This window comes from Rhizobium sp. 01L410, assembly GCF_056400165.1.
Genome location: NZ_JBFTST010000006.1, coordinates 133,496 through 157,131, shown reverse-complemented (window position 1 = coordinate 157,131; position 23,636 = coordinate 133,496). Strand labels below are relative to the sequence as shown.

The 23,636-nt window shown below is 63.5% G+C and carries 21 protein-coding genes and 1 pseudogene; 8 read left to right on the top strand and 14 right to left on the bottom strand.

Annotated elements, in window-relative coordinates:
- Positions 1-114 precede the first annotated feature (114 nt).
- Positions 115-1,938, top strand: a complete 1,824-nt coding sequence (gene mutL, locus AC1DV9_RS15070; RefSeq protein ID WP_477948785.1) for a DNA mismatch repair endonuclease MutL — start codon at positions 115-117, stop codon at positions 1,936-1,938.
- A gap of 65 nt (positions 1,939-2,003) precedes the next feature.
- Entirely contained in the window at positions 2,004-2,234 is a 231-nt protein-coding gene (locus AC1DV9_RS15065) for a DUF2093 domain-containing protein (RefSeq protein ID WP_477948784.1), read from the top strand.
- A gap of 3 nt (positions 2,235-2,237) precedes the next feature.
- Here the strand turns inward: AC1DV9_RS15065 and lpxK are convergent, their stop codons facing one another.
- From lpxK to AC1DV9_RS15035, 6 genes are all read right to left on the bottom strand, one after another.
- Complete coding sequence (lpxK, locus tag AC1DV9_RS15060) at positions 2,238-3,278, bottom strand: tetraacyldisaccharide 4'-kinase (RefSeq protein ID WP_477948782.1); 1,041 nt, start codon at positions 3,276-3,278, stop codon at positions 2,238-2,240.
- 104 nt (positions 3,279-3,382) lie between these two features.
- On the bottom strand, positions 3,383-4,102 hold the full coding sequence (locus AC1DV9_RS15055; protein ID WP_477948780.1) for an HAD family hydrolase: 720 nt from the start codon (positions 4,100-4,102) through the stop codon (positions 3,383-3,385).
- A gap of 8 nt (positions 4,103-4,110) precedes the next feature.
- Positions 4,111-5,427, bottom strand: a complete 1,317-nt coding sequence (gene waaA / locus AC1DV9_RS15050; protein ID WP_477948778.1) for a lipid IV(A) 3-deoxy-D-manno-octulosonic acid transferase — start codon at positions 5,425-5,427, stop codon at positions 4,111-4,113.
- Between the two features lie 175 nt (positions 5,428-5,602).
- Positions 5,603-5,851, bottom strand: a complete 249-nt coding sequence (locus AC1DV9_RS15045) for a DUF4170 domain-containing protein (protein WP_112390568.1) — start codon at positions 5,849-5,851, stop codon at positions 5,603-5,605.
- 61 nt (positions 5,852-5,912) lie between these two features.
- The gene (locus AC1DV9_RS15040) at positions 5,913-6,722 is read right to left on the bottom strand and encodes a 3'(2'),5'-bisphosphate nucleotidase CysQ (protein WP_477948776.1); all 810 of its coding nucleotides are present in this window, start codon (positions 6,720-6,722) and stop codon (positions 5,913-5,915) included.
- A 15-nt stretch (positions 6,723-6,737) separates the two neighbouring features.
- A complete protein-coding gene (locus tag AC1DV9_RS15035; RefSeq protein ID WP_477948774.1) occupies positions 6,738-8,084 on the bottom strand; it encodes a TldD/PmbA family protein in 1,347 nt (448 codons plus the stop codon).
- A gap of 119 nt (positions 8,085-8,203) precedes the next feature.
- Here AC1DV9_RS15035 and AC1DV9_RS15030 point away from each other — a divergent pair, with 119 nt between their 5' ends.
- Entirely contained in the window at positions 8,204-10,018 is a 1,815-nt protein-coding gene (locus AC1DV9_RS15030) for a monovalent cation:proton antiporter-2 (CPA2) family protein (protein ID WP_477948773.1), read from the top strand.
- Here AC1DV9_RS15030 and AC1DV9_RS15025 read toward each other — a convergent pair.
- The 3 genes from AC1DV9_RS15025 to AC1DV9_RS15015 form a co-directional block, all read right to left on the bottom strand.
- Positions 10,015-10,848, bottom strand: coding sequence for a patatin-like phospholipase family protein (locus AC1DV9_RS15025; RefSeq protein WP_477948771.1), 834 nt, complete (start codon positions 10,846-10,848; stop codon positions 10,015-10,017). The genes AC1DV9_RS15030 and AC1DV9_RS15025 overlap by 4 nt on opposite strands.
- Before the next feature lie 78 nt (positions 10,849-10,926).
- The gene (gene rsmD, locus AC1DV9_RS15020) at positions 10,927-11,487 is read right to left on the bottom strand and encodes a 16S rRNA (guanine(966)-N(2))-methyltransferase RsmD (RefSeq protein WP_477948769.1); all 561 of its coding nucleotides are present in this window, start codon (positions 11,485-11,487) and stop codon (positions 10,927-10,929) included.
- Positions 11,468-13,507: a pseudouridine synthase gene (locus AC1DV9_RS15015; protein WP_477948768.1), complete on the bottom strand. Its 2,040-nt coding sequence runs from the start codon at positions 13,505-13,507 to the stop codon at positions 11,468-11,470. Before AC1DV9_RS15015 ends, rsmD begins: the two co-directional genes overlap by 20 nt.
- 91 nt (positions 13,508-13,598) lie before the next feature.
- Here AC1DV9_RS15015 and AC1DV9_RS15010 point away from each other — a divergent pair, with 91 nt between their 5' ends.
- Together AC1DV9_RS15010 and AC1DV9_RS15005 are read left to right on the top strand one after the other, a co-directional pair.
- Positions 13,599-14,036 (top strand): nucleoside deaminase, encoded by a 438-nt coding sequence (locus AC1DV9_RS15010; protein ID WP_112518428.1) that lies wholly within the window; start codon positions 13,599-13,601, stop codon positions 14,034-14,036.
- Positions 14,033-14,326, top strand: a complete 294-nt coding sequence (locus tag AC1DV9_RS15005; RefSeq protein ID WP_477948766.1) for a hypothetical protein — start codon at positions 14,033-14,035, stop codon at positions 14,324-14,326. The genes AC1DV9_RS15010 and AC1DV9_RS15005 overlap by 4 nt, the downstream gene beginning before the upstream one ends.
- Positions 14,327-14,334: 8 nt before the next feature.
- Here AC1DV9_RS15005 and AC1DV9_RS15000 read toward each other — a convergent pair whose 3' ends face one another.
- Positions 14,335-14,964: a hypothetical protein gene (locus tag AC1DV9_RS15000; RefSeq protein ID WP_112390577.1), complete on the bottom strand. Its 630-nt coding sequence runs from the start codon at positions 14,962-14,964 to the stop codon at positions 14,335-14,337.
- Positions 14,965-15,104: 140 nt separating this feature from the next.
- Complete coding sequence (gene ileS / locus AC1DV9_RS14995; protein WP_477948765.1) at positions 15,105-18,011, bottom strand: isoleucine--tRNA ligase; 2,907 nt, start codon at positions 18,009-18,011, stop codon at positions 15,105-15,107.
- 391 nt (positions 18,012-18,402) lie between these two features.
- Between ileS and AC1DV9_RS14990 the strand changes: the two genes are divergently transcribed.
- The gene (locus AC1DV9_RS14990; RefSeq protein WP_477948763.1) at positions 18,403-19,614 is read left to right on the top strand and encodes an MFS transporter; all 1,212 of its coding nucleotides are present in this window, start codon (positions 18,403-18,405) and stop codon (positions 19,612-19,614) included.
- A pseudogene (locus AC1DV9_RS14985) lies at positions 19,599-19,754 on the top strand (endonuclease domain-containing protein); the annotation flags it as partial. The gene AC1DV9_RS14990 and the pseudogene AC1DV9_RS14985, both read left to right, overlap by 16 nt.
- Before the next feature lie 7 nt (positions 19,755-19,761).
- On the opposite strand, the gene AC1DV9_RS14980 reads toward AC1DV9_RS14985, so the two are convergent.
- From AC1DV9_RS14980 to chrA, 3 genes are all read right to left on the bottom strand, one after another.
- Complete coding sequence (locus tag AC1DV9_RS14980; protein WP_477948762.1) at positions 19,762-20,745, bottom strand: bifunctional riboflavin kinase/FAD synthetase; 984 nt, start codon at positions 20,743-20,745, stop codon at positions 19,762-19,764.
- Between the two features lie 14 nt (positions 20,746-20,759).
- Positions 20,760-21,608, bottom strand: a complete 849-nt coding sequence (locus AC1DV9_RS14975) for a TIGR01459 family HAD-type hydrolase (protein ID WP_477948760.1) — start codon at positions 21,606-21,608, stop codon at positions 20,760-20,762.
- Positions 21,609-21,707: 99 nt separating this feature from the next.
- Positions 21,708-23,117, bottom strand: coding sequence for a chromate efflux transporter (gene chrA / locus AC1DV9_RS14970; protein WP_477948758.1), 1,410 nt, complete (start codon positions 23,115-23,117; stop codon positions 21,708-21,710).
- A gap of 168 nt (positions 23,118-23,285) precedes the next feature.
- On the opposite strand from chrA, the gene groES reads away from it, so the two are divergent.
- Positions 23,286-23,582 (top strand): co-chaperone GroES, encoded by a 297-nt coding sequence (gene groES, locus AC1DV9_RS14965; RefSeq protein ID WP_004675403.1) that lies wholly within the window; start codon positions 23,286-23,288, stop codon positions 23,580-23,582.
- The last annotated feature ends 54 nt before the right edge of the window (positions 23,583-23,636 follow it).

Genomic DNA, 23,636 nt, shown 5'->3' with positions numbered 1-23,636 from the left:
TTTCTCCTAACGGCGGCTTAACATTAAGCCACCCCAAATATGGGGTCGGAAGCGCGGCTCTGGACGAGCGCTTTTTGCCCTTCCATCGGGCGGCCGAATCCACGAAAATGGCGCATGGCCATCAGACAGCTCTCCGAAACGCTCATCAACCAGATCGCCGCCGGCGAAGTCATCGAACGCCCGGCGAGTGCGGCCAAAGAATTGATCGAAAACGCGCTCGACGCCGGCGCGACCCGCATCGAAATCGCAACCTCAGGCGGCGGCAAGGGCCTGCTTCGCGTCAGCGACAATGGCTCCGGCATGGATGCCGCCGATCTCGAACTTGCGGTCAAGCGGCATTGCACGTCGAAGATTTCGGATACGCTCGACGATATCCGCACCCTCGGTTTCCGCGGCGAAGCCCTGCCTTCGATCGGCTCGGTCGCCAAGCTCAGCATCTCCAGCCGCCGCAAGGACAGCGCCGGCGGCAGCGAGATCGCGGTTTCCGGCGGCAAGTTCCTGCATCTCAGGCCTTCCGCCTCGAACCCCGGGACGATCGTCGAGGTCCGCGACCTGTTCTTCGCGACACCGGCGCGGCTGAAATTCCTGAAGACAGAAAAGGCGGAAGCAGCGGCGATCACCGAAGTCGTCAAGCGCATGGCGATCGCCTTTCCGGGCGTCCGCTTCGTTCTGTCGGGCACCGACCGCAGCACGCTGGAACTTCCAGCGACCGGCGATGACCATCTGGCGCGCATGGCGCAGATCCTCGGCAAGGATTTCCGCGACAACGCCATCGAGATCGACGCCGAGCGCGAGGATGTGAGCCTGACGGGCTTTGCCGGTGTGCCCACCTTCAACCGCGGCAATTCCGGCCACCAATATGCCTTCGTCAACGGGCGGCCGGTGCAGGACAAGCTGATCCTGTCGGCGATCCGCGGCGCCTATGCCGAGACCATCCCGTCCGGCCGTTATCCAGTGGCCGTGCTCTCCTTCAGGCTCGATCCGGCACTTGTCGATGTCAACGTGCATCCCGCAAAATCCGATGTGCGCTTCCGCGATCCCGGACTGATCCGCGGGCTGATCGTCGGCGCCGTGCGCGAGGCGCTCGCCCGCGACGGCAGCCGGGCGGCGACGACAGGGGCCGACGGCATGCTGCGCTCGTTCCGCCCGGGTTTCCAGCCGAATGCCTATCAGCGGCCGCAGGCGCAGGCGCCATGGTCGCCGGAGACCTCTCCCTCCCGTCCCTATCAAGCCGCCAATACGGGCTTTGCCGAGCGGCCCCAGGCCTCCTTCGACGGGCTGGTGACCCCGTCGGCGCGTTCCGAACCGCCGGCGCAGAGCGGGCAGCAGCCTGCGCCGCGCGAGGAAGCGCCGCAGCGCCACCCGCTGGGCGCGGCGCGCGCGCAGATCCATGAGAACTATATCGTCGCCCAGACCGAGGATGGTCTGGTCATCGTCGATCAGCATGCGGCGCACGAGCGGCTGGTGTTCGAGGCGATGCGCAAGGCGCTGCATTCGAAACGGTTGCCGTCGCAGGTGCTCTTGATCCCCGAAATCATCGACCTGCCGGAAGAGGATTGCGACCGGCTGATGGTGCATGCCGAAGGGCTTGGCGAACTCGGCCTGGCGATCGAGCGCTTCGGACCTGGCGCCATTGCCGTGCGCGAGACGCCCGCAATGCTCGGCGAAGTGGATGCCAACGGCCTGATCCGGCAGCTTGCCGACGAGATCGCCGAATGGGACACGGCCTCAGGCCTGTCGCAGAAGCTCGAATATGTCGCCGCCACCATGGCCTGCCACGGCTCGGTGCGCTCCGGCCGGCGCATGCGGCCGGAGGAGATGAATGCGCTGCTGAGGCAGATGGAAGTGACGCCGGGCTCCGGCCAATGCAATCACGGCCGGCCGACCTATATCGAGCTGAAACTTTCCGACATCGAACGGCTGTTTGGCCGAAGCTGAAAATACTGGCAATGTCTTCCGCGCCGCGATATGGCAGGAGGATAAAGCCGCAGGAATGGAGCAGGATGAACTTGTTTGAAGGTCACGGAAACCGCGAGGCGAAAATCCGCTATCTCGATGCCGATTTCCAGATCCTGTCGCCGGGCTCCTACGTCGTCTGCGCCATGACCGGCAAGCACATCCCGCTCGACGAGCTGCGCTACTGGAGCGTCGCCCGGCAGGAACCCTATGCCGACGTGATCTCCTCCTTCGAAGCCGACAAGCGCGCCGGCGTGCTGCCGGTGCAGAAGCGCTGAACGCTAGCCCTGCTTTGCTTCCCGCAAACGGCGGGCGCGGCAGGCCTCGATGGCTCTGTCGATGATGAGACCCGGCGCCTGCGGATCCTCGAAGGCCATCTCAACTTCGATCACCCTCGATTTTTCCGCCAGCTCCTGCGCCCGGCCGTGATGACCGGCGAGGCGCACGAAATCCTTCGACGTGGTGACGATCTGCAGATCCTCGCGGGCGGCGATACCGATCAGGTTGCCGATCTCGTCGTCGCTCAAATGTTCGTGGTCGCCGAAGGATTTGGAGACAGCAATCTCGGCGCCGAGCGTCTCGACGGTGCGGAAGAATTTTCCTGGATCGGCGATGCCGGCGAAGGCGAGCACGCGGCGGCCTGAAAGCTCGTTCATGCCGACGGTTTTCAGCGCGGCGGTGAAATAGGGCTTTCCGGCACGGGCGGCCATGCGGACGATCGCATCGGCGGCATTGCCGTTGCCGACCTTGAGGAGCGCGGTGGCATGGCGCATCTGCACCGGGATCGGCGCGCGAACCGGGCCGCCGGGAACGGTGTGGCCGTTGCCGAGACCGCGCGTCGTATCGATGACCAGCAGCGCATAATCCAGCGCCAGCCGGGCGCTCTGGAAACCATCGTCCATGATGATCAGGTCGGCGCCTTCCTTGACGAGGCGTTGAGCCCCTTCGACGCGGCGCCGCGAAATGACGGTGAGCGCCTCGCGGGCGAGCAGCAGCGGCTCGTCACCGACGGCCATGGCGCGGTGATGGGCAGCATCGACGACAGTGGTGACATCGAGCGAGCCGCCGTAGCCGCGGCTGAGAAAACCGGGTTTCAGGCCCTTGGTCTTGGCGGCGCGGGCGATGGCCAGCGCCGTCGGCGTCTTACCGGCGCCGCCGACGGTGAAATTGCCGATGCAGATAACAGGGATAGAAACTGAGGCGCGGCGCGCATGCTTCATGCGATAGCCGGCGACCCCACCGTAGATCAGCGAAAAGGGCGATAGCGTCCAGGCCCGCCAGTCGGCTTTCGTCCACCAGAATGGCGGCGCTTCGGATACCATGATGTGCCTGCCCTGTGCTTCCGGCACCCATGGCAACCGGCTATCCCCTTCAACTGGCGGCAAAGAAAGGGCAAAACTAAAGAAAAAGCAAGCCTTTGCCTATACTACGCCGGTTGAAGCCCCGGCAGCAGCGGCTCGAGCTCGGTGATGTCGTTGAGGCAGTAGTCGGATGCGGCGGACAGCGATTCACGCGAGCCGGTGCCGGTGAGCACCGCGACCTTGAGGCCGGCATTGGCGTTGTGGCCCATATGCAGATCGTGATTGTTGTCGCCGACAACGGCGACCTGCGACGGCTCAAGACCGGTCGCCTTGCAGAAGCCGAGCACCATCCCGGCTTCCGGCTTGCTGCCGAAGCCGCTGTCATAGCCGGCGATATAATCGACATATTGGGCGAAGCCGAAGCGCTGGGCAGTCTGGCGGATCGAGCGTTCGTTGTCGCTGGAGGCGATACCGAGCTTGAAGCCGCGGGCATGCAGGCGGGCGAAGAAACCGGCGAGATCTGTGACCGGCACGGAGAATTCGGCAGCGTTGGAAAACAGCGTATCGAGCTTGATGGTGAGCTCGGTGACCTCCACCTTCGCACCGGCGGCGACGAGACCCTCTGCGATCTGGCGGGTATTGCCGGCGGCCAGCAGGCTGTCGGGAACGATATGGCCGCTCACCGGATCCATGCCGGTTTCGCGCAGCAGGTGATCGGCGAGTGCGGCATCGTCTTGCGAGGCGATGCGGGCGAGCTCGCGGTTCACGGGCAACCAGCTCTCGTCGTAATCGAGAAGCGTGCCGTCCTTGTCGAAGAGAATGCCCCTGATACCGTCGAGTGCCATTGTTACCCTCAGCCTTGCGCCGATTTCGGCAGCAGCCTTGCCTTCACCGTCAGCGGATTGATGTAGGGCTCGAGCGCCTTCACCGTCGCTGTCAGTGCTCCGCGCATTTCTTGCACGGCTGCGATGCCGGCCTCGATCATATTGCGGCGTGCGTCGTCGTTGATGAGCAGATAATGCACGCCCTTGGCCAGCATCTCGGTGTCGCGCACCATGCGGGCACTGCCGCGGCGGGCGAGCTTCTGATAGGCCTCGCGGAAATTCTGGACATTGCTGCCGGAGAGAACCGCGCAGCCGAGCATCGCCGGCTCCAGCGGGTTCTGGCCACCTTCGGCATAGAGCGAGCGGCCAACGAAGACCACTTCGGTCAGGCGCAGATAGAGGCCCATCTCGCCGATCGTATCGCCGAGGAAGACGTCGACATCCGGCGAGATGATATCCTCGCGGGTGCGCCGCGCGACCTTGAGGCCTTGAGCAACCAGCATCTGCTCGATCTCGTCGGATCGCTCCGGATGGCGCGGCACGATAATCGTCAGCTGGTTGTTGCGCTCCTTCAGCGTCCGGTGGACGACGGCGGCGGCATTCTCCTCGCCGTCGAAGGTCGAGATGGCGGCCCAAGTCTTGCGGTCGCCGATCTGCTGCTTGTAGCGGGCGAAGATGGCGGCGTCATAGGGCGGCGCGTCGGTATCGACCTTCAGGTTGCCGGAGGTCATGACATGGCGGGCGCCGAGATCACGGAAGCGTTCGGAATCGAGATCGGACTGGGCGATCACCAGCGCCAGGTTCTCGAACAATGCCTCGGCGATCGACGGCCGGCGCTGCCAGCGGGCAAAGGAGCGGTCCGACATGCGGGCATTGACGAGGATCTGCGGAATGCGGCGGCGGCCGAGCTCCATCATCGTCGCCGGCCAGATTTCGGACTCGGCGATGATGGCGCAGTCGGGCTGCCAATATTCGAGGAAACGGCTGACGGCTGGCTTCAGGTCGAGCGGCACATATTGATGGATCGCCTCGTTGCCGAGACGGTCGGCAGCGACCTTGGCCGAGGTGATTGTGCCCGTCGTGAGGATGACATGAATATCGCGGCGGCGGATTTCGCGGATCAACGGAATGACGGCATTGGTTTCGCCGACGCTGGCGGCATGAAACCAGACCAGCGGACCCTGCGGCCGGTTGGCGCTCGCATAGCCGAAACGTTCCGTGCGGCGGGCGCGCTCTTCCTTGCCCTTGGCGGTGCGATAGGCGAGATAGGCGCCGACCAGCGGCGTCGCCACGATGCCTGCGGTCCTGTAGACGCCCAGCGCGAACCGCGCTCCTGGCGAACTCATCTAAAACGTCTCCGATCGACAATGATCGACATCAAACCCATTCCCCAATTATTGTTGCGGCGGCAATGGCCGATTAATTTGTTCAGAATGCGTCATTCGACGGTGTGGGGCGTAACGCCCCGGCAGGAGACGGCGCCGCCACGAAGGCGGCTACCCTGCTGAAAAGCCTATAAAATCAGTTGCTGCCGGTCTTGTCTTGCGGATCAAGCAGGCGGTGCATGTGGACGATGAAGTAACGCATATGTGCGTTGTCCACAGTCGACTGTGCCTTGCCCTTCCACGCCGTCAGTGCGGATGCGTAATCGGGAAAAATACCGACGATGTCGAGATCCTTCAGATCGCGGAACTGAACGTCATCGAGACTTTCCAGTTCGCCGCCAAATACGAGGTGCAGCAGCTGTTTCTTGCCACCGGATTCCGTCATTTTCTTCTCTTTCTTTTCTGGTCTCCTCCGCGCCTTCATCTGCGGGATTTTGACGGAAACGTCAACTGCTTCGTATCGAAGCCAGTCCCTCCAGAAACTCGGCCAGACGGGGTGCCGCAGCGCCGCAGAGCACACCGTGGCTGACGGCAGCGCGGTTATAAATGACGGGCTTTCCGTCGAGACCGGTCAGCTGGCCGCCTGCCCGCTCGAGGATCAGATCCGCAGCTGCGAGATCCCAGTCATGGGAATTCGGCTTGACGAACGTCCCTTCTAGACGGCCATCGGCCACCATAGCGATACGGTAGGCGAGCGAGGGAACATGCTTGACCCGCTCGATGCCGTCGCGAAAAGGAGGGGGGAAGGATTTCAGCACGTCCTCGGCGATGGCAAACCTGCTGACCGTTCCCGGGCCGCTTGCCGAAACCGCGATCGGTTCGCCGTTCTTCAGCGCCGTGCCGCCTTCGACAGCTTCGAACAGCTCCTCAAGCGCCGGCGCATAGAGCACACCCGCCACCGGGCGGCCGCGGTGGACGACGGCGACGCTGACGCACCAGAGGTTCTGGCCGCCAAGAAACGCCCTTGTGCCATCGATCGGATCGATGATGAAGACGGTATCGCTGGCAAGGCGAGCCGCGCTGTCCTCGGTCTCTTCGGACATCCAGCCATAGGTGGGGCGGGCGGCGCGCAGGATCTTCTCGAGCGTTTCGTTGGCGGCGAAATCGGCGGCGCTGACCGGCGAGCGGCCTTCGTTCTTCCACCAGACCTCGGGTGACTGGTTGAAATAGCTGAGCGCGACGCGGCCCGCCTGCTGGGCGGCATCGGCGATCAATGCGAGATCGCTCTGCCAGCGGGCGCTTCTGTCGTCACTCATTCGTCAATCCAATCTTCAGCGCCCGGCGAGCGTCATGCCCTCGATGGCGAGCGTCGGGGCGGCGACGCCGTATTTGTAGTCGATGTCGTTTGCAGGGGTCACCCGCATGAACATCTCCTTGAGGTTCGATGCGATGGTGACCTCGGAGACCGCGAAGGTGAGTTCGCCGTTCTCGATCCAGAAACCGGTGGCGCCGCGGCTGTATTCGCCGGTGATCATGTTCACGCCCTGGCCGATCAGCTCGGTCACGTAGAAGCCGTTGCCGACGCTGCGGATCAGCTCTTCGGGCGAGACGTCGCCGGGGTTCAGCGCCAGGTTGGTGGAAGCCGGCGTCACGGAATTGCCGCCGCGCACGCCGCGGCCGTTGGTTTCCATGCCGATTTCGCGGCCGGTCGATGTGGAGAGGAACCAGTGCTTCAGCACGCCGTCCTCGATCATCACAAGCTTTTCGCCGGAAACGCCTTCGCCATCGAAGGGACGCGAGGACGGACCGCGGACGATCAGCGGATCGTCGGTGATCGACAGCCCGGATTTCAGAACCTGCTGGCCCATCTTGTCGCGCAGGAAGCTGGTCTTGCGCGCCACCGAGGCACCGTTGATGGCACCGGCGATATGGCCGATGAAGCCGCGGGCGATGCGCGGGTCGAAGACGACGGTGACATCCTTGCCTGTCGGCACCTGGCGCGGATTGAGACGCTTCACGGTGCGCTCGCCGGCGCGGCGGCCGATATCGGCAGGATCGTCGAGCTCGCTGTAATAGATCCGGCTGTCGTAATCGTAATCGCGCTCCATGCCGGTGCCTTCGCCGGCGATGACGCTGACCGAGCGGCCGAAGCGCGAGCCCATATAGCTGCCTTCGAAGCCATGCGAGGTGACGAGGACGAGACCGCCCATGCCACCGGAGGCGCCGCCGCCGGAGGAATTCGTGACGCCCTTGACCTCAAGGGCCGCCGCTTCGGTTGCGAGCGCGGCCTCGCGCAGCATCTCGGACGTCACTTCCGTGCGGTCGAGAAGCTCGAGATCGGGATAGGATTTGGCGAGATTGGCTTCGTCGGCCAGGCAGGCGAACGGATCTTCCGGCGAGACCTTGGCCATGGCGACGGCCCGCGCGGCAAGTGCCGTGAGGTCGAAACCCGGATTGGCTGAAACGCTGGCAACCTTCTTGCCGACGAAGACGCGGAGCGAGAAATCGTCGCTTTCCGACGACTCCGTGCCTTCGACCTTGCCGAGGCGAACGCTGACGGATTGCGAGCGGGAACGGACGACCACCGCATCGGCGGCATCGGCACCGGCTTTCCTGGCAAGATCGATCAGCTGGCTGGCACGGGAAAGAAGTGTCGAGGAATCAATTTCTGAGGACATGATTTGGCCTTTCCTTCGGCTTCCATTTATTGTGCAGTTCGGAAAGCATCAAGGCCGCGGCCTGCGATTCTTTTTCCCGCCGCTTGCGCGCCTCCTGCCATTGAAAGAAACTCCGACGCATGTCCGCCCCCAATGCCTTCTTTTCCGAGACGATCCTGCTGCTTGGCGGCGCGGTCGTTGCTGCGCCGATTTTCAAGAAGCTGGGGCTTGGCACCGTGCTTGGCTATCTGGCCGCGGGCGTCGTCATCGGGCCTGTCTTCCATGGGATTACCGATGGCGAGCAGATCCTCGGCGTTGCCGAACTCGGCGTCGTCTTCCTGCTGTTCATCATCGGCCTGGAGCTGAAACCGTCGCGCCTTTGGCAGATGCGCCGCGATATATTCGGGCTCGGCACCGCGCAGGTGGTGGTCACCGGTCTGGCGCTTACGGCGCTCGCCTATCTCTCCGGCGTGCTTGAATGGCGCGGCAGCATCGTCGCAGGCTTCGGCCTTGCGCTCTCTTCCACCGCCTTTGCCATGCAGATCCTTGAAGGCACTGGTGAAGTGAACACGAGATACGGCCAGCGCTCGTTCTCGGTACTGCTGCTGCAGGATCTGGCCATCGTGCCACTGCTGGCGCTGATCACCGTCCTTGGCGGCGGCGGCAGCGAGGGTGGCGATCAACCGTTTCTCGACTTCGCGATTGCGATTGGCGCCGTGGTGGCGATGATCGTCATGGGGCGCTATCTGCTGACGCCGCTTTTCCAGGTGATTGCCCGCACCGGCGCCCGCGAGGCGATGATTGCGGCGGCGCTGTTCGTGGTCATGGGATCGGCAACGCTGATGCAGTTTGCCGGTCTGTCGATGGCGATGGGCGCGTTTCTCTCCGGCATCATGCTGGCGGAATCTTCCTACCGGCACGAGCTTGAAGCTGATATCGAACCATTCCGCGGTGTGCTGCTCGCTATCTTCTTCATCGCGGTCGGCCTGTCGCTGGAGCTGCAGGTGCTGGTCGACAACGCGCTGTTCATCGTCGCTGCCGTGCCGATCATCATGGCTGTAAAGGCTGCGGTCATCTATGCGCTTTGCCGGGCTTCCGGCTCTCCGCATAATGACGCGATCCGCATCGCCTTCCTGCTACCCCAGGGCGGCGAGTTCGGCTTCGTGCTGTTTACCGCTGCGGCGACCGCGGGCCTGATGCCATCCAGTACCGCATCCCTGCTGGTCGCCATCGTGACGCTGACGATGGCGCTGACGCCGATCGGTTCGGCGCTTTCGAGGCGGCTGCTCACCGGCGACGAGCATGAGGAGCTCGACGAGGATTTTGCAGGCGCAAATGCCGACGTGCTGATGGTGGGCTTCTCGCGTTTCGGCCAGATCGCCGCGCAGATCCTGCTTGCCGGCGGCCGCGACGTCACCGTCATCGACTTTTCCGCAGACCGCATCCGTCAGGCTTCGTCCTTCGGCTTCCGCATCTATTTCGGCGACGGCACCCGCAAGGATGTGCTGCGCTCGGCCGGCATCGACAAGGCGAAGATTGTCGTCGTCTGTACGCAGAAGCGCGAGATCACCGACAAGGTGGTGGAGCTGGTGCAGGCCGACTATCCGCATGCGAAGCTTTTCGTGCGCTCCTATGACCGCATCCACTCGATTGCGCTGCGCAATCTGAATGTCGATTACGAGCTGCGCGAGACGCTGGAGTCAGGTCTGCTCTTCGGCCGCCGGACGTTGCAGGCGCTGGGTGTCGGCGAGGCCGAGGCCTACGAGATCGGCGAGGATATCCGCCGCCGCGACGAGGAGCGGCTGGTACTGCAGGTTTCGGAAGGCCTGCAGGCCGGACGCGACATGCTGTTTTCGCATCCGGTCCGGCCGGAGCCGCTGGTCAAGCCGAAGCGTTCGATGGAGATGGATGCCGATCCTCTGGCAGGTCCGGCGGACGTGACGGCAGACGCCTAGGCTTTGATGCGCGCTTCGAACTGCTGATCGAGCGCGCGTTTCAAGTCGTCCTTGACGCCTGCGGACATGGCGAGCACGTCGCGCGCCTTCAGAAAGTCCATGACGCCGGTGCGGCCGACCGCCGGGCGCAGGAAGATATGCGGCGGCTGGATCTTCAGCTTCAGGGTGATCGCCGTCTGCATCATCAGCTGACCGGAGCCGAAGATGCTTTCCATGCGGTTCGGGATATGGGTACCGTCGCCTTCAGGCGCGCCGACGACATCGATGCCGATGACGATGTCGGCAATATCCATCAGGCATTCGTAGGGCACGGGATTGCTGATGCCGCCATCGATCATCACGCGGTCGTTCATGCGCACCGGCATGAAGACGGCGGGGATGGAGGAGGACGCGGCAAGCGCCGGGAAGAGCTGGCCTTCCGTGATGATCACTTCGTTCTGGCCGTAATAATCGGTGGTGATGACCTGCATCGGCACGAGAAGATCGGCGAAGCGATCCGGCAGGTCGGCGGGCAGAAAGGCCTTGAGGATCCGCTCGAGATTGAACTGGCCGATGCGGATACCCTTGGCGACGGCATCGCGCACCGTTTGGGGACGCATGCCCCAGATGCGGCTGACGACGGCGGTCTTGTTGCCGACGGTCATCAGCGCGTGTTCGCGGATCGCCTCGCCGCTCATGCCGGCGGCCATGCCGGCGCCCATGATGGCGCCGATCGACGAGCCCGATATCGCCACGGGGCGGATGCCGAGTTCGTCCAATGCTTCGATGACATGGATATGCGCCAGGCCGCGGGCGCCGCCGCCGCCGAAGGCGACCGCGACGGTGGGCATAGTGCCGCCGGTGGCAGGTATGACGCTATTCACAATACCTGCCTGCTGCACTGAACGCTCCCGGTGGCTTCGCCCCGCCTAGACCGGCTGATAGCGGAAGAAATGGACCTTGGTGTCGCCAAAGATCCTGTCTTCGAGGAAGAGATAGGAAGGATCGACGGAAACGGCAACATCCGAGCGCTCTTCGAGCACGGCGATCGCGCCCGGCACCAGCCAGCCACCCTTTGCAGCCGCGGCCATGGCCTTCTCGCCCAGACCCTTGCCATAGGGCGGATCGGCGAAGAGCATGTTGAAGGGCTCGAGATTGCCGACCGAACCGAGATCCGTGGCGTCACGCCGCAGGATGCGCGTGCGGCCATGCAGGCCGAGCGCATCGATGTTTTCCCAGAGCAGCCCCCTGCCCTCGACGCTGTTCTCGACGAACAACGCATGACGGCAGCCGCGCGAGACGGCTTCGAGACCGACCGCGCCGGTCCCGGCAAAGAGATCGAGTATCCGGGCGCCATCGACGCATTCCGGATAGGCATGGCTCAGAATATTGAAAAGGCTCTCACGGGTCCGGTCGGCAGTCGGCCGGATGTCGTTGGATTTAGGTACGGCGAGCGACCGTCCGCGAAACTCACCGCCGACGATCCGCACCGCGCGTCATTCCCTTTCCTTTTGGTCCACCACGCGACGGCCCGCCCGAAGGTTTGCCTCCGCCATCGGGCCGGTCGCCTCTCGGCTTGCCGGAGAAATTCTTGGCAACGCCGGGCTTGGCGCCGAAGCTCTTGCCGCGCGGCTTGTCACCCTGCGGACGGTCGCCCTGCGGCTTGTCGCCAAAGGAGCGTTCGCCACGCGGACGTTCGGAGCGGCCTTCGCCCGGAGCGCTGCGGGCAGCGCGCGGACGGTCGCCATAGGACCGGAGACGCTCGTCACCCTCTTCGCGCGGACGCCGCGGCTTGTCGCCGAAGGGACGGTCACCACGCGCCGGACGATCGCCGGACGGGCGTTCGCTGCGGGAGGGGCGATCACCATAGGGTCGGTCGCTGCGGGCCGGACGGTCGCCGTAGGAACGCGGACGATCGCCGTCTTCGCGGGGCTTGCGCTCGCCGCGCGGCTTGTCGCCGAACGGGCGGTCTCCACGGGCAGGACGATCCCCTGCCGGGCGGTCGCCACGCGGCGGGCGGTCGCCATAGGGTCTGTCACCGCGGGCGGTGCGATCACCACCGGAGCGTTCACCGCGACCTTCGCCGCGGGGGCGGTCACCGAAAGGCCCGTCGCCGCGGCCGCCGCGATCGCCACCCGGACGATCGCCGGAGCGCTTGCGGCCGCCGTCGTCATTGCTGACTTCGCTGGAACGGATCCATTCGCCCTCTTCATCGCGGGCACGGTTGATCTGGACACGCGGGCCTTCGTCGTAGCTCACCGGCTGCGGCTTGGAACGGCCGGGCTTCTCGCCGCGCTTCAGCGCCGTCTGGGCATTCTTCTCGGCCTTTGCGGCTGCCTTTTCGCCGAGCGGACGGGCGCCGGGCGCCATCCAGACATTGGCGTTGCGGCGGCTGCCGAGCGCCGGGCGCTTCGGACGGTCGTCATCCTTGCGTCCGCCATCGCGGCCACCGTCCCGGCGATCATCCTTACGGTCATCGCGGCGATCGTTGCGACGGTCATCGCGCTTGGTGTCGAGGCTGCCACGCGGGCGCTCGCGCTTTTCTTCAGACTTCCATGCGCGCTGTTCGCGCCGTTCCGGCTTGGCCTGCTCTTCTTCCTCGGCTGCGGCAACGGCCGGAGCGTTGTAGAGCGGCGCATCGAAATTGGCGTTGGAGTCTTCGATGAGACGCGGGCCGAGCTGATCGCGCAGCGTGCGGCCGCGCACTTCGATGACGTGGCCTTCCGGCAGGTCACCCAGCTGGAACGGACCATATGAGATACGGATCAGGCGGTTGACGTCGAGGCCAAGCGCACCCATCACATTCTTGATTTCGCGGTTCTTGCCTTCGCGCAGGCCCATGGTGATCCAGACGTTGGATCCCTGGGTGCGGTCGAGCGTCGCGTCGATCGAGCCGTAGAGCACGCCATCGACAGCAATGCCTTCCTTCAGCTTGTCGAGCGCGTCCTGATCGATCTCGCCATGGGCGCGCACGCGGTAGCGGCGCAGCCAGCCGGTCGTCGGCAGCTCCAGCGAGCGGGCAAGGCCGCCATCGTTGGTGAGCAGCAGCAGGCCTTCGGTGTTGATATCGAGGCGGCCGATCGACATGACGCGCGGCAGTTCGTCCGGCAGATTGTCGAAGACTGTCGGGCGACCCTCGGGATCGGCATTGGTGGTCACCAGGCCGGCCGGCTTGTGATAGAGCCAGAGACGCGTGCGCTCGATGCCGCGGATCGGGATACCATCGACTTCGATCTTGTCGGTCAGCGTGACGTTAACGACGGGCGTCTCGAGCGGCTTGCCGTTCAGCGTGACGCGGCCGTCCATGATCATGCGCTCGATATCGCGGCGCGAGGCAACGCCTGCGCGTGCCATGACCTTCGAGATGCGTTCCGCCTTGCCGTCGCCTGCGGTTTCGGCCGCTGCAGCCTTCGGCGCAGCGCTGCGGACCGGCTTGTCATCGGTTTTCGGTCGCGTGTCGCGCCCTGCGGGCTCGCCGCCCGGCCGTTTTGGCTTGTCTTTGAATGTCATTTGTTGTTTGCCTGCCTTTTGGGGCTTCTCTATCAGGTCGCGCCCCTGCGGTTAAGTGGGAATTTGCCGGATCGTGAAGACAAATCGGTTTATGGAGATGGCGCTCGAAGAGGCGCGGGCGGCCGGTGGACGCGGCGAAGTGCCGATCGGGGCAATCGTGGTGCTCGACGGCACGGTGGTTGGGCGTTCCGGAAACCGTACCCGCGAGCTCAACGACGTGACCGCCCATGCCGAAGTCGCCGCCATCCGCATGGCCTGCGAAGCGCTGGGACAGGAACGGCTGACGGGCGCCGATCTCTATGTTTCGCTGGAGCCCTGTACGATGTGCGCAGCGGCGATCTCGTTTGCCCGCATCCGCCGGCTCTATTACGGCGCCGAGGATCCGAAGGGCGGCGCGGTCGAGAGCGGCGTGCGTTTCTATGCGCAGCCGACCTGCCACCATGCGCCTGAGGTCTATTCCGGTTTGAACGAGACGGAAGCCGCGGATATCCTCAGGACGTTCTTTGCAGGAAAGAGGGAGATGCCATGAGCCTCGCCATTCTTGCAGCGATGATCGCCATCGGCGTATTCGCGTATCTGCGCGTCGCGCCCGGCGTTTCCGGCATACCGATGCAATGGTCCTTGCGGGGAGAGATCAACTGGTCGGCGCCGCGGGCGGCTGCTTTCAGCGCCTTGCCGGGTCTCGCGATCGCGATCGGCGCGATCTTCGCGGCCAGGGGGATGACCGCGATTTTCGCGATCACCGGCTCAGGTCTTCTGATCTGCCAGATCATGCATATTCTGCTCGTGCGCCGCTGGGCAGCGGCGCAGCAGATGTAAGCAAGCGCTTACTGCAGCAAGTTCCACCACTGCTTGCCGGTACCGGCAACCGCGGCATCTTTCTTACGCTGCTTCTGCTTCTTGAGCTCCGGCTCGCCGAGATCATCAAGCTTGGACGGGTCGTCTGCCTGGCGGTACTCCGTCGGCGGATCGGAGATCGAGCGGCGCTCGGTCACGGCGCCGGCGCCCTTCTGCGCGGCGCGGGCTTCCCTGAACGCCTGGGCCTGTTCGGCTGCGGTCTTGCGGCCGCCTTCGATGCCATTCTTGGCCAGTGGCGAAACATACCGGGACTTGTCTTCGTTGTCGTCAGCTTCCTGGACGAGACGGGCGCGGGTCTCTTCGGGAGACTCGACCCATTCCGGATTGTCCTTGCTGGCAACCGTCTGCTGCGGCTCGACCAGCGTTTCCTTGGAGGCGTCAGCCGGGAGAACAAGCGTCGGACGCGGCTGGTACCTGACGCCCTTGTTCTTGGGCTCCTGCGGCGCGAGCGACACGGACTGGCCGATATCGTCGCCAAGCTGGGCCATTGCGCTCGTGCCGGTACCGTAGGTCGGGCTCGTGCAGCTGGTGGCCATCGAGCCTGCCGCCATAACAACCGTCAGGCAAGCGCCTACACGGAACCAACGCGTCGCTAACATGAAAACCCTTCCAGCCATGCCGGTGTAATTATCGCCCAACCGGACGTCCGTCCCCCTGACGTAAAAATCCGGCCATTTTCAGGCAGCTTTTACCGGATGAACCACTAAAGAGCAATTCACCCGGTAACTTTCTTGAGGATTTACAGTCCGAGCTCACGCAAAGCGACAGCATCGCGCGCCGAAACATCGGGATATTCAGGGTCGGACCCGACATCCTTGGTGATCCGCCAGGAACGGGCGCACTTGGTACCTTCGGCAAGCGTCGGCTCGACGGAGACACCGGGAACCTCGGGAAGACGGAACGCCTCAGCAGAGCCCTCGCCCGCGTCGATTGCGATATCCGAGGTAATGCAGATCTCGGAGAAGTCGAGACCATCGAGCGCTGCCTTCAGAGCCGCATCAGCGATGTGCACGGTGGGGGCGGCTTCGAGCGACGAACCGATCCGCTTGTCCTTGCGCTCGACTTCGAGGGCGCCCGTGACGACAGAGCGGATGGCGCGAACGCTTTTCCACTTCTCTGCCAGCGCCTCGTTCTTCCAATCCGCCGGGATCGCCGGGAACTGTTCGAGGTGAACCGAAACGGCTTCAGGATTGCGCGACAGCCATGCCTCTTCGGTGGTGAAGGGCAGCATCGGCGCAAGCCAGGTCACCATGCAATCGAAGATATTGCGGATGACATGGAGTGCCGAACGGCGGCGCAGGCTCGACCGGGCGTCGCAGTAAAGCGCGTCCTTGCGGATGTCGAAATAGAAGGCCGATAGCTCGACATTGGCGAAGTCGATCAGCGCGCGGGCGATCTTCTTGAAGTCGAAGGCATCGTAATTTTCGCGCACCAGCTCGTTGAGCTCGGCCAGGCGGTGCAGCATCAGCTGCTCCAGTTCCGGCAGTTCGGCAAGCGCGATGACCTCGCCCTTGTCATGCGCCAGCGTACCGAGCATCCAGCGGATGGTGTTGCGCAGCTTTCTGTAGGCATCAACATTGGTCTGAATGATCGTCTTGCCGACACGCAGGTCATCAGCATAGTCCGAGGTCATGACCCAGAGGCGCAGGATGTCGGCGCCGGCATCCTTCATGATTTCCTGCGGAGACGTGACGTTGCCCTTGGACTTCGACATCTTCTCGCCCTTCTCGTCCATGGTAAAACCATGGGTGAGGACGGCATTGTAAGGCGCGCGGCCACGGGTGGCAGCCGATTCCAAGAGCGACGAGTGGAACCAGCCGCGATGCTGGTCGGAACCTTCGAGATAGAGATCGGCCGGCCATTTCAGGTCCGGGCGGTCTTCCAGTGTGAAGGTGTGGGTCGAGCCCGAGTCGAACCAGACGTCGAGGATATCCATGACCTGCTTCCACTTGGCGTGGTCGTGGTCATTGCCGAGGAAGCGCTCCTTTGCACCCTCGGCGAACCAGGCGTCGGCGCCTTCGCGTTCGAAGGCGTCGAGGATCCGCTGGTTGACGGCTTCATCGACCAGGACTTCGCCCTGCTCGTCGGCGAAGACGGCGATCGGGACGCCCCAGGCGCGCTGACGCGAAAGCACCCAGTCCGGGCGTCCCTCGATCATGGCGCGCAGGCGGTTCTGACCAGCGGCGGGGACGAAGCGCGTGTCGTCGATCGCGCCCAGCGCGCGCGAACGCAGCGTCGTGCCGTCGGCCAGTTCCTTGTCCATATAGACGAACCACTGCGGCGTGTTGCGGAAGATGACAGGCTTCTTGGAGCGCCAGGAATGCGGATAGGAATGCTTCAGGCGGCCGCGGGCGAAGAGCGCGTTGCGGGCGATCAGCTCCTTGATGACGCGATCGTTGGCATCACCCTTTTTGCCGTTGTCGTCGATGACGCGTGCGCCTTCGAAGCCGGGGGCATCCGATGTGTAGAAGCCGCCGTCATCGACGGTGAACGGGATCTTGGTCGAGATGCCACGGGCTTCCAGCTGGCGGGCGGCGGACATCCAGGCGTCAAAGTCTTCGCGGCCGTGGCTGGGTGCCGTGTGCACGAAACCGGTACCGGCATCGTCGGTGACATGGTCGCCATCGAGCAGCGGGACGATGAATTCGTAGCCGTTACCGAGGCCGTTAAGGGGGTGGTCGCAAGAGATCCCGGCAAGTTGCTCAGCGCTGACATCGCGCAGGCGGCGATATTGAAGTTTTGCCTTGCCGAAAGATTCCTCAGCAAGCTTGTCTGCCAAGATCAGCTTCTCACCTGGACGCGGACCAAAATCATTGGCGGCTTCAGTGATTTCATAGAGACCGTAGGAAACGCGCGACGAATAGGCGATCGCCCGGTTGCCGGGGATCGTCCAAGGGGTTGTCGTCCAGATAACTACGAAGGCAGACAGCAAATCGGCATTTGCATGCTCGTCTTGGCGAAACACCATGCGGACCGGGAACTTCACCCAGATCATGTCGCTTTCGATGTCATGGTATTCGACTTCGGCTTCGGCAAGCGCCGTGCGTTCGACGACCGACCACATGATCGGCTTGGAGCCGCGGTAGAGCTGACCCGACTTGGCGATCTTCAGCAGTTCGCCGGCGATACGGCTTTCCGCGTGAAAGGCCATCGTCGTGTAGGGATTGTCGAAGTCACCCTCGATGCCGAGGCGCTTGAACTCGTCGGCCTGGGTCTTGATCCAGCCGGAAGCGAATTCGCGGCATTCCTTGCGGAATTCGTTGACCGGGACCTCGTCCTTGTTCTTGCCCTTCTCGCGGTACTTTTCCTCGATCTTCCATTCGATCGGAAGGCCGTGGCAGTCCCAGCCGGGAACGTAGTTGGCGTCGAAGCCGCGCATCTGGAACGAGCGGTTGATGACGTCCTTGAGAATCTTGTTCAGCGCGTGACCGATATGGATGTTGCCATTGGCATAGGGCGGGCCGTCATGCAGTACGAACTTTTCGCGCCCGGCGGCCGAGGCGCGCAGCTTCTTGTACAGACCCATCTGCTGCCAGCGGGCAACGATCTCCGGCTCCTTCTGCGGCAGGCCGGCGCGCATCGGGAATTCGGTTTCGGGCAGATTGAGGGTCTTCGAATAGTCGATCTTTTCGGCTGTGTCGGTCATGTCTGGCAATCGTTTCTGGCGGCCTCAGAAGGCGCAACGGATGTGGAATTGTTGGTGACGGAAGCGCTTGCTCGGCAAGCGCTGAAAACCCGGACCTTCCGGCCGCTCAGCGCGCGCGGAAGGCCGGGCCGATAATTCGTATCGCAATCGCCAGCCGGAATTTTGTCATCGGGCCGGTTCATAGGCGCTTTTGGCGGGAAAAGGAAGAGGGATTTGGGCTGACGGCATGGCGGCCGGGCATGCGTCGCGCGCCCCTGCGTAACAGCCTGATCCTGCAGACAAAGAAAAAATCTCGTGGCAATGTCGAAATGGCGGCGTCTCGGCCGTCCTTGGAGTGCGAGCCGCCGCTCGGGCGCCCGCGTTTCTCGGGTCCACAGGGAGTGAAGTGGATATGAGCAGTTCCTATCGTTGGGTCATCGTCGCCGCCGGCGCCCTGATGACATGCGTTGCGCTCGGCGCGATGTTCTCTCTCGCCATCTTCCAGACGCCGATCGCCACCGAGACCGGCTGGTCGCATACGGGCATTGCCAGCGCCATGACGCTGAACTTTATCGTCATGGGGATCGGTGGGTTCATGTGGGGTGCGTTGAGCGACCGTTTCGGACCCCGGCCGGTGGTAATGATCGGTGCCGTGCTTCTGGGACTGGCGCTGGTTCTGGCGAGCCGCGCCGGATCGCTGATACAGTTCCAGCTCACCTATGGCGTCATCGTCGGCATTTCGGCCAGCGCCTTCTTCGCGCCGATGATTGCGGCGACCACAGAATGGTTCGACGAGAACCGCGGACTGGCGGTGTCGCTGGTTTCAGCCGGGATGGGCGTCGCGCCGATGACGATTTCGCCGCTCGCCCGAGCGCTGATCTCCGCCTACGACTGGCGCACCGCGATGCTGATGATCGGCATCGGCGCCTGGATCCTTCTGATCCCGGCAGCCCTCCTCATCCGCCGCGCGCCATCTCCGGCAAGCGATCCGGGCACCGTCGAAACCACAAGTGGCGAGCGGCCCTCGCTCGGCAAGATCTTCCGGTCGCCGCAGTTCCTCGTCCTCGGCGGAACCTTCTTTGCCTGCTGTGCGGCCCATTCCGGGCCGATCTTCCATATGGTGAGCTACGCGACGATCTGCGGCGTGGCGCCGATGGCCGCGGTCAGCATCTACAGCGTCGAGGGACTGGCCGGTCTCGGCGGGCGGCTGCTCTATGGCAGCCTTGCGGACAGGTTCGGCGTCAAGCCGGTTCTGGTCGCCGGGCTCTTGGTGCAGGCGGCAGCGCTGGCCACCTATCTTGCCGTCAGCGAGCTCGGGCAGTTCTATGCGCTCGCGGTGATCTTCGGCAGCGCTTATGGCGGGGTCATGCCGCTCTATGCGGTGCTGGCGCGCGAATATTTTGGGCCTAAAGTCATTGGCACCGTCTTTGGCGCGGCGACGATGCTGTCGAGCATCGGCATGGCCTTTGGCCCTCTGATCGGCGGCTGGATCTTCGATACCTACCAGAATTATTCGTGGCTGTTCATCGGCTCGGCGCTGGTGGGGCTCGGTGCGGCAGCGATCGCGCTTGCCTTTCCGCCGCTGCCGCGGGGGAAGCAGGCGCCTGCATTGGGCGCTGCCTAGCTGGCGTCGAGGACTTGGCCCCCTCATCTGCCTGCCGGCATCTTCTCCCCGCTGGGGAGAAGAGAGCGCGCCGCAATGCCCCTCTTCCCTTCTCCCCTCGGGGAGAAGGTGCCCGAAGGGCGGATGAGGGGGCTACGGGCAATTAGGTCAGCTGAAGCAGAGCAGCCGGTCGAGTTCGCCGAGCGGCTGCACGCCCGAAAGCAGCGCCCTTGCCTCTTCCTCGTCGCGCTTGATCTGCGCGACAAGCGGATCGAGCCCGTCGAATTTCAGTTCCGGCCGGAGATAGCCGAAGAAGGAGACGGAACAGACCTGGCCGTAGAGGTCGCCGCTGAAATCGAAGACATAGGTTTCGAGCAGCGGCGCACCATTGTCCGTTACCGTCGGGCGGCGGCCGTAGCTGGCGACGGCGTCGTGGAGCGTGCCGTTCTGCAGGCGGAAGCGGACGGCGTAGATGCCGGAAGCGAGTTCGACTTCGGGCAGCAGCTGCATGTTGGCCGTCGGAAAGCCCAGCTGGCGTCCAAGCTTTTCACCACCGATGATCTCGGCCTCGACCGTGTAGTGATAGCCTAGCTGGGCAGCGGCCTCGCTGACTTCGCCATTCTTCAGCTGCGCCCGGATACGGCTCGAGGAGACCACATCGGCATTCTCATCGCGGTAGGCGTCTATCAGCGTGACACCGAAGCCGTATTTCTGGCCGGCATCCATGAGGAAGGCCGGACCGCCCTCGCGGCCCTTGCCGAAATGGAAATCGACGCCGGTGACGACTTCCGAGGCGCCGAGCCAGTCCTTGAGGATGCCGTGGATGAAATCATCCGGCGAGCGCTGCGAAAATTCACGGTCGAAGGGGTATTCGATGACGGCGTTGAAGCCGAGAGCTTCGAGGATGCGGGCTTTCAATGGCGCCGGCGTAATGCGGAAGACCGGGCTCTCCGGCCGGAAGACGGTGCGTGGATGCGGCTCGAAGGTCAGCACCAGGGCCGGAACGCCGCGCGCCCGGGCAATCTCCAATGCCCGCGTCAGCACCGACTGATGGCCGCGATGCAGGCCATCGAAATTGCCGATGGCGATCACCCCGCCCTTCAGGTGGGCTGGCAGCGGTTCACGGGTTTCATTGCGGTGAAAGACGGTCATCGGCGGGTTTCTTCTTATGCGAGGCGCGGCATCCACCACTTGGGCGTTGCCTTTTCACGCTCGAGATAGGCGTGCAGGATTGCCTCGTCCGTCTCGCCGTTCAGCGTGTATTCCTTGGCGTGGATGCCGCCGCTGATATAGAGAAGGTCGAGGCCGTAATCGAGAGCGCCGCGCACATCGGTCGGCATGCCATCGCCGATGGCGAGGATGCGGCTTTTCGGGAAGTCGCCGCGCAGTTCCTTCGCCGTTTCCAGTACGGCCTCATAGATCGGCGTATGCGGCTTGCCGGCAATGCGGGTGGCGCCGCCGAGCTGGTTGTAATAGGCGGCCATGGCGCCGGCGCAGGGGATCATCTTGTGACCGCGCTCGACGACGAGATCCGGATTGGCGCAGATCATCGGCACGTTTCGCGACTGAAACTCTTTCAGCATCGCCGTATAGTCTTCCGGCACGTCCTTCTCGTCATCGAAGAAGCCGGTGCAGACGACGGATTCCGCTTCGGCTGCATCGACGCGCTCAACGCCGAGGCCTTCGATGATGGCGATGTCGCGCTCAGGCCCGAGCAGGAAGACCTTCTTGGGGCCCTCGGCGATCAGGCCGCGGGTGACATCGCCGGAGGTGATGATCCGGTCATAGGCGCTGTCTTGGATGCCGATATGGCGGAGCTGATCGACGACCAGAGGCGCGATGCGGGGCGAATTGGTGATGAGGACGACGGTCAGGCCTTCGCCGCGGGCGGCTTCGAGTGCGGCCGCAGCCTTCGGGAAGGGATCGACGCCATTGTGCAGGACGCCCCAGACATCGCAGAACACCGCGTCATACTGGCTGGTGATTTCTGCAAAACTTCCGATGCGCTTGGCCATTCCGATATCCCGTTTGCGTTCAGTCAGGGGTGACATCGCAAAGGCCCGGCGGGATGGCAAGGTTTTTTCGCCCCGGCAGCGCAAAAACAGCCGGGCGCGCTAGAGAAGCAACTCGACGCCGCGCACGGCCAGCCCGGCTGTTGCCGCGAAGCCGAGAATGCTGACGATGCCGAGCTTGAAGCGGAAAAGCATGATGCAGGCAGCCACGAAGATCAGCGCCGCGGCAATATTCAAACTGCTCCAGACCGGCCAGGCGAGGCTGACGAGCGGCAGGCCGGTGGCGCGGGAGAGAAGCGCGATATTGCCGACATCGGCAAAGAGAACATGCAGGCCAAACCAGAGGGCCAGATTGAGGATGACGCCGACGACGGCAGCAGTGATCGCCGACAGGGCCGCCGACAATATCTTGTTCTGGCGGAGCTTCTCCACATAGGGCGCACCGGCGAAGATCCAGATGAAGCTCGGCACGAAGGTTGCCCAGGCGGCGAGGCTGGCGCCGATCACGCCGCCGAACAGCGGATCGATGCCGAGCGCGTTGCGGAAACCGGCCATGAAACCGACGAAACAGAGGACAAGCACCAGTGGGCCTGGCGTCGTCTCCGCAAGTGCCAGGCCATCCAGCATTTCGCCGGGGCGCAGCCAGGCATAGTGCTCCACGGCGATCTGCGCGACATAGGAGAGGACGGCATAGGCGCCGCCAAAGGTGACGACGGCCATCTTGGAGAAGAAGACGAAGACGGCGGCAAAGACATTGGTCTCGCCGCTCAGCGCCTCGGCAATCAGATCCTGCGGACCATGAATCTCGCGGACGATCAGCAGCGGAAACTGCCAGACGATCACCCAGAAAGCCAGGATCAGGAACGGCCTGGCGATATGGAGGCTGGTGAGCCCTGACAGCATTCCATTAGCGGGCTTCAGGGCCTCGGCTGGCGCCACGCCCTCCACCTTTCTCCTGCGGCGCTCGACGAGGAAGCCGGCAATGCCTGCGGCAAGGACCACGAGCGGGAATGGCAGATTGAGCAGGAAGAGCGCCACGAAAGAGGCGGCAGCCACATAATAGTGAAAGCGCGATTTCAGCGCCCGGCCGGCGACCCGCATCAGCGCCTCGATGACGACGGCGAGCACGGCCGCCTTGAGGCCGAAGAATAGAGCGAGCAGCCACTCGGCGTTCTGGAAATAGGCATAGAGACCGGAGAGGACCAGGATGACCAGAAAGCCCGGCAAGATGAAGAGAAGGCCGGCGACGATGCCGCCGCGCACACCATGCATCAGCCAGCCGATATAGGTGGCAAGCTGCTGGGCCTCGGGGCCTGGCAACAGCATGCAATAGTTCAAGGCATGCAGAAAACGGTCTTCGGAGATCCAGCGCTTTTCCTCGACCACGGTCTTGTGCATCAGGGCGATCTGCCCGGCAGGACCGCCGAAGCTCAGACAGCCGATACGCGCCCAGACGGCAAATGCCTCGGAAAAAGCGGGCCGTGGCAGGGGCTCGGCAACCACGTCAGACAAATCCCCTCACCTCTCCACAATTCCGGCGCAAAAATCCGTGAATGGTTTCCTTGACTCTTTCTGGAGCCATCCCTAAATGCACGTCGCTAGCACTCCTCAATGGAGAGTGCTAACACTCATCCATGTGGACCCCGGTCCGCGAATGTCATTTGATCGAGGGATTAGACAATGGCAAGCACCAACTTCCGCCCCCTTCACGATCGCGTCGTTGTTCGCCGCGTTGAGTCCGAAGAAAAGACCAAGGGTGGCATCATCATCCCGGACACCGCTAAGGAAAAGCCGCAGGAAGGCGAAATCGTCGCCGTCGGTTCGGGCGCTCGTGACGAGTCCGGCAAGGTCGTCGCTCTCGACGTCAAGGCTGGCGACCGCGTTCTGTTCGGCAAGTGGTCGGGCACCGAAGTCAAGATCAACGGCGAAGACCTTCTGATCATGAAGGAAGCCGACATCATGGGCATCATCGGCTAATCAGCCGGTTATCCCGTTCAGATTATCGCTGACACCCCTTTTCAGGAGTTCTCA

Coding starts and splice junctions, on each gene's coding strand:
- AC1DV9_RS14990 (WP_477948763.1), top strand. CDS start 18,403: ATGAGCAGTTCCTATCGTTGGGTCATCGTCGCCGCCGGCGCCCTGATG.
- AC1DV9_RS15055 (WP_477948780.1), bottom strand. CDS start 4,102: ATGGCACTCGACGGTATCAGGGGCATTCTCTTCGACAAGGACGGCACG.
- AC1DV9_RS15040 (WP_477948776.1), bottom strand. CDS start 6,722: ATGAGTGACGACAGAAGCGCCCGCTGGCAGAGCGATCTCGCATTGATC.
- AC1DV9_RS15065 (WP_477948784.1), top strand. CDS start 2,004: ATGAACTTGTTTGAAGGTCACGGAAACCGCGAGGCGAAAATCCGCTAT.
- AC1DV9_RS15005 (WP_477948766.1), top strand. CDS start 14,033: ATGAGCCTCGCCATTCTTGCAGCGATGATCGCCATCGGCGTATTCGCG.
- AC1DV9_RS15015 (WP_477948768.1), bottom strand. CDS start 13,507: ATGACATTCAAAGACAAGCCAAAACGGCCGGGCGGCGAGCCCGCAGGG.
- AC1DV9_RS15000 (WP_112390577.1), bottom strand. CDS start 14,964: ATGTTAGCGACGCGTTGGTTCCGTGTAGGCGCTTGCCTGACGGTTGTT.
- AC1DV9_RS15035 (WP_477948774.1), bottom strand. CDS start 8,084: ATGTCCTCAGAAATTGATTCCTCGACACTTCTTTCCCGTGCCAGCCAG.
- waaA (WP_477948778.1), bottom strand. CDS start 5,427: ATGAGTTCGCCAGGAGCGCGGTTCGCGCTGGGCGTCTACAGGACCGCA.
- AC1DV9_RS15010 (WP_112518428.1), top strand. CDS start 13,599: ATGGAGATGGCGCTCGAAGAGGCGCGGGCGGCCGGTGGACGCGGCGAA.
- mutL (WP_477948785.1), top strand. CDS start 115: ATGGCCATCAGACAGCTCTCCGAAACGCTCATCAACCAGATCGCCGCC.
- lpxK (WP_477948782.1), bottom strand. CDS start 3,278: ATGGTATCCGAAGCGCCGCCATTCTGGTGGACGAAAGCCGACTGGCGG.
- AC1DV9_RS14980 (WP_477948762.1), bottom strand. CDS start 20,745: ATGACCGTCTTTCACCGCAATGAAACCCGTGAACCGCTGCCAGCCCAC.
- AC1DV9_RS15025 (WP_477948771.1), bottom strand. CDS start 10,848: ATGCCCACCGTCGCGGTCGCCTTCGGCGGCGGCGGCGCCCGCGGCCTG.
- groES (WP_004675403.1), top strand. CDS start 23,286: ATGGCAAGCACCAACTTCCGCCCCCTTCACGATCGCGTCGTTGTTCGC.
- AC1DV9_RS15030 (WP_477948773.1), top strand. CDS start 8,204: ATGTCCGCCCCCAATGCCTTCTTTTCCGAGACGATCCTGCTGCTTGGC.
- AC1DV9_RS14975 (WP_477948760.1), bottom strand. CDS start 21,608: ATGGCCAAGCGCATCGGAAGTTTTGCAGAAATCACCAGCCAGTATGAC.
- AC1DV9_RS15045 (WP_112390568.1), bottom strand. CDS start 5,851: ATGACGGAATCCGGTGGCAAGAAACAGCTGCTGCACCTCGTATTTGGC.
- ileS (WP_477948765.1), bottom strand. CDS start 18,011: ATGACCGACACAGCCGAAAAGATCGACTATTCGAAGACCCTCAATCTG.